2 protein-coding genes are annotated in these 1,604 nt (G+C 45.1%); both read left to right on the forward strand.

The genetic code is table 11. From position 1 onward, the window contains the following. The coding region (locus A3761_RS19790; RefSeq protein WP_197473134.1) for an LCCL domain-containing protein at positions 1 to 444 on the forward strand (444 nt) is incomplete at its 5' end. A 39-nt stretch (positions 445 to 483) separates the two neighbouring features. After that, entirely contained in the window at positions 484 to 1,578 is a 1,095-nt protein-coding gene (locus A3761_RS19795) for a hypothetical protein (protein ID WP_068553800.1), read from the forward strand. Positions 1,579 to 1,604 lie beyond the last annotated feature (26 nt).

Consider the following 1,604-nt stretch of genomic DNA (forward strand, 5'->3'; position numbering starts at 1 on the left):
AACCTTGCACTTAAGCAACAAATGGCAGAATTGCAAAATAAACTGATGCTTGCAGGCTCCAAATCAAATACGGTCGTTCAAACTGTTACGGCTAATAGCCTCCCTAACGTAAGTGGCATTGATATTGAAGAAACCGTTGATGCAAGTTGGAAAAGCTCGGCTAGAGGGTTCCAAAATCGATTAGGCCAGGACTTCGCTTACAATTGCCCACCAAACGGAGCTGTGCAAAACGTTTATGGGGGAAATAATAAATATTATGTTGATTCATCAGTGTGTACTGCTGCGATCCATGCAGGTCTGATGACTGCAAAATCAGGTGGTACCGTCGCAATCCGAATTATTAGAAGCAAGCATGGCTTTAAGGGCTCATACAAAAACGATATCCAGAGTAATAACAGAAACAATCGCTATCAAAAAGGATTTACTTTCATAGCCTTACCTTAGTTTATTCTAAGTCGTCCTCTTCCATCAATGCAGGCTGCTATGAAAAGAGCACTCTTTCTTAAACCGCTAACGCTCTCTAGCATATGTCTGCTCGTCGCTTGTGCAGGCCAACAAAGCAAACCGAATATTGGTGACCAAGCCTGCTGGTTAGAGCAGCCAATAACAGAGGAAAGAATTGGCCAATTCGGCCTAGCCAGAGACCTCTACATTGGTGGCGAGACACCGATAACAAAGAGCCGTAAACGGGCGGTGGCGAGCTTGGCTGACTACCTTGCGGTTAACCAAGATATTGAAAGTGTCTTAGAAAGCGTTAATGACAAAGTAGACTCGGCCTCCTTAAATGGCCAAACCCTATATTTTAGCGATGAGTTTAGCCTAGATGGCTATGCCTACAGCTACGCAACGCTCGACAAAGTAGAGATCTCAAAACAGTGCCCTCCGCAAAGCTGCGATATCTCGGCCTGTCAGCCTGCCTGGCTGTGCACTCCTTCAAAGGGCGATCAAATCGCCATGCTCGGCGTAAGCTACCAGGCAACTAGCCCGGTTGAGCAGCATTATAAATCAATTGAGAATGCCTTGATGCAGGCGGAATATATGTATGGCGTTGATATTGTTGCGCAGAAGAACTTCCGCCAAACCAATAGCAATTACTTTCGCTACAATGTATTTAAGCAAGATGGAGAGGTAAACACCGGTACCCAAGAGGCACTATCCTATGCCGTAACAGACCGCTGCTCTTCTCAAGGAACCTTGTACAGCCGCGTGGCACTCTATGGCGATATTCGCCAATCTGAAGCCAAGCCTGTGACCAATAATGCCTGGTTAAAAGACCCCAAACACCTTGGCTATGATGGTGCTATCGGTTCCGTACAAAAACCTGTCGCATCGGGTTTGATTTCAGACCAGATTAAGCTTGCCATCAAGCGTGCAGCAATTCAGCTGGCCTTTGAAAAAGAGAGCGACGTTTCTGAAGAATCTGTGATCATCCAACGAGGAGATAACAGCTCTTTGTTAATTAGCAATATCAATGAAAATACCAATGTTAAGCTTCATGCCAAAGTACTGAGCATTCACTTTAAAGAAAGTGAAGGTGGCCAGCTTGAAGTCTTTGCCTGGTTAGCACGCATCAACTAAATAGAACATTGCTTAGTCAAGTAGAT

Source organism: Oleiphilus sp. HI0123 (genome assembly GCF_001635315.1).